Below are 3657 nucleotides of genomic sequence, written 5' to 3'. Positions count from 1 at the left end.
TTTTCTTTGTATACTCGTCCACCAACTTCTTCTTCTCCAAATAAAACGCCGAAGGCGCGGGAAGGGCGTTGATGAAAGGCTTGCCCACATCCATAAGAAAACCCTCCGATGTCGAAGGCTTGTGTTCCTTCGGCAGAAACATAAGGAATAGTTGGCAAATAATGCACACCACGATGCAGACGCCGCCAATGGCAGATACGAGAGGGCACACGCAGCCGATCACATCGAGCACGGCTACACCAAACACGACGATGTTGGCAATGGTGTCGATAACTGCAAACGCGCGGCGCGCCGGCGTGTCATCGGCCCAGCCGGTTGCCGTATCAATTATGGACAACACCATGAACACGCCCGAAAGCACCACGTTGAAGAACTTCAGGAAAGATCGCGTGATCTTGAAGCCCTCGACCTTCGCGATAGCGCTTAGCGTGTCATCAAAGACCAGATCGCCTCCTCCCATAGAAAAACGCCTCATAGGGGGCATTCCCTGCTGCACGCACTCAAGAGCACGCAGGGCATCTTCAACCGTCATGTCGGAGGCTTTCACGATCTTGTGCAATTGATAAAGCGACGCAATGTCAACGGCACCACATACCGTTTCGGATACCGTCGCCACAACCGTAATGATGTCTTTTCCGCTCAAGGATTTTGGCGTCGAATAGATCAGCGCGACAAGAGAAAGGACGCTCAGCAAGCCGGTGAACATAATAGCCTTCGTGGCACCCGCTGAATTCATCCAATGAAACCAGCGTTCCTCATTAAGCTGGGTAGCCATAAGCCCTGCTCGCAAGGTTGAGGCGGAGCCTTCGATGTAGTCCTCGCGACTTTGCCCTGCCGCTTCCGCCTTCACCTGAGCTGCCAATTCCACAGGAAGTGGTGCCCCGCAGTAGTTCGTTCCCTTGAAGGCAGCATCGTACATGCTTCCAGCCAAACTGCGGGCAAGGGGCATGAAGTCATCGGGAGACAAGTGCGCAGGCATGGTGCAAAACATGCTTGAGGCGCACGTGGCTTGATGGTCGAAGATAGCCGATTCATACGCAGGCCCGTAAGCAACCGTGCGCTCCCCCAGCTTTATCTTCGGCGCAGCATCAAGCACGTCAAGCATGCTGGAAACATGTTTGACACTGCCATCCACCTGCGTCTCAACGTTGCACAGCAGCCCCCGATTGTTCTTATTCTCAATACGCAGGCTGAAATCGTAAAGCGCCTGCCCCCAATTACGCGAAGCATCCGCCGCGTATTTGGCAAGGTCGGGAACACACGTGGCATAGTGAGCCTTGTTAAGCTGGGACATGATGGCACCGTAGTCGGTCGAGGCTCCCATTGTCTTGGGGTCATCGTCGCCGTTGAGGTAATAGTCCAGCTTCGCCGACGCCTGGGGAATGGTCTTGAAAATCTCCTTCAAGTACTCGTCGTCCCAGTACTGAAGCGAGTTGCAGGTATAGCCGGCGGAAAGGCTGTCTTTCAAAAACGCATCGTGCTCTGCTGCCATCGCTGCTTCTTCGACGCTCAACTCTTTGCCCGGCCCCGCTGCTGGGCGAGTACGGCCGAATATCTCCAGCACGGCATCGTCAGCCCGATAAAACATCATGTTCATAAGCGAGGCGAAACTGTTCTGATGAATGGCACCCAACGATTCGGGCACAGGAAGGCTGTAGAGTTCCTCAAGGCACAGGCCGAGAGCGTCGACAAGGCCGTCGGTCGTCTGCGGGGCCAGCAGGGGGGCAGCAACCCCATACAGAGTTTCTGCCCGGGGCGGCTGGGTGCGCCCTTCCTTGGTAACGAGGGCATCGAAGCGCGCCAACTCGTCATCCTCGATAAGCTCGGCGGTAATGCCGTGGGTGCTTCCCAGGCGCGCGTCTTCTGCGGCCTCCATGAACAGAGCGTCGAACAGCAGATACACCTGCGGCGGAAAATCCACGTGCACGCGTCCCAGTATCTGCGAGGCCAGCACCGACGTGTTTATGTCGATGCAGTTGCGATAGGTGATGCAGCCCGACGGGCTGGTAAATTGACGTATGCCAACAGAGCAGGTACAAGCCTCGGCTAACTTGAAGGTGTCCGTAGCGGGGTCTAACAGGTACAGACGCACCGCTGGAGCCGCCGCCCCAAGCGCCGTATCTTCCACGTGCTCGATTGCCAGTTTTCCCACACATACACCGTTTTTCAACAGACGAAACTCATCTTCGTTATACGCTGAAAACCGATGCATTTTGCCGTTTTTGCACACGACACCCTTCGCCATAAGTCCGTTGTGCACCAGGTTGAGCACGCCCCCTTCTTGGAGCCCTGCAGAATCTGCCTTCCCTCCGTTTTCGCGCATGCCACCATCGGTGCCCTCTTGTGTGGAAGGCAGTTTGAAGAACACCCGGCGCCCCCGGCGCTCAAGGGGAAGCGGCGGAGTATTGGCAGCGCAGAACAAGCGCTCGCGATACAGCGAAAGGCGCTTAAAGCCAGGGGCGGAAAGTTCGCCATCTCCTTCGTCGAACACGATGCGGCGAAACCGCAAACGAAGCTCATCCCCTTCCAGAAAGCCGTTCTTCGCAGCTTTGAGCGGAGGAACGGGGCTGGATACCAACTGCTGGAGATAAGACATCGTAGTTTCACCGACCGCTTGGCGCAAGTCGGCATCGCCGGCAAGCCGTTTTAAGACACGCCGCCGTTCGTCGCGGTTAAACACGTAGGACAATCGCTCCTCTACGCCCGCCGCCGTCAATGAAGGGTAGTTGAGCAAGCACGGGTACCCGTTGGCATGATAGGAGTTGTAGCCTTCCTTGAAATGCAAATCGTAGCTGATCACACCCTCAATATGCGCCGTGTTGATACGCCGCACTACTTCGGTCGTGTAGTGTATGGTTCCGTCCGCCTGGCGATGCGCGCGGTTCAGCACGTCCCCCACGCGCAGAAGAGAAACCGGGGCATCAGGCGAAATAATTTTAGCCGTTTCAGGGTCGAGACATTTGAAACCGTCTTGCGTGAGAATGGGGTGTTCAAACGACAGGAACGGCTCATCGTCGTTTACGGCGTAGAAATCAACTACTGAGTCGTTGCGCACCAGTTCAGCGGATGCAAAACTCACGGTACCGCCGATGCTGCGCACAGGCGTTCCCTCGACAATTTCCTCAATAGGCACAAGCGCGTCAGGAGCTACCATAATAAGCGTGCCGGCCTTCACGCAACCGCCGCCGCTGTGAGAGCTGGAGGAATAAGAGGGGTTCGTATTCGTGAAATAGTCCGACGAATGTTCTTTGAGCCACTGAGCCATTCCCTCGCCCGTGGTAACCGTAGTCGTATAGCCTGGGTAAGAAATGATGGGACCGAATTCGTTGTAGTACGGATCGTGGCCACCGTTTCCGTCGGAATGGGAAAATTGCACCACCTTCGTCATGGCTGTGGATACCGACCCTTGCAAGCCGAGGTATTCCGCCCCTTCCGTCGAGAAGGTCTTTTTGATTCCGGCCAGCCAATCGTAGGCATCGTAATCGGTGACAAAACCTTGGTAGGAAGCGCCGCGCCTGCCATCCAGAAGCTCACGCCGAATTTTCTGGATCTCAAGGTCGTTCGCGTACCACGTTTCTAGCAAGAGCATGAGCAACTTAACAGGAACGCACACCGATCCTGGCGACAGTCCTGCAGTGAGCGCGCAAATCAGACGGT

The 3657-nt window shown here is 55.8% G+C and carries 1 protein-coding gene; it reads right to left on the bottom strand.

Annotated features, from left to right (window positions below; translation table 11 throughout):
- The coding region (locus RR842_RS12820; protein ID WP_332730003.1) for a hypothetical protein at window positions 1–3589 on the bottom strand (3589 nt) is incomplete at its 3' end.
- Between the last annotated feature and the right edge of the window lie 68 nt (window positions 3590–3657).

Origin of the sequence: Gordonibacter sp. (genome assembly GCF_036667095.1) — a bacterium.
Taxonomy (GTDB): domain Bacteria; phylum Actinomycetota; class Coriobacteriia; order Coriobacteriales; family Eggerthellaceae; genus Gordonibacter.
Note: the sequence above shows the minus strand (reverse complement) of the source record. Positions and strands in the feature narration are given on the sequence as shown.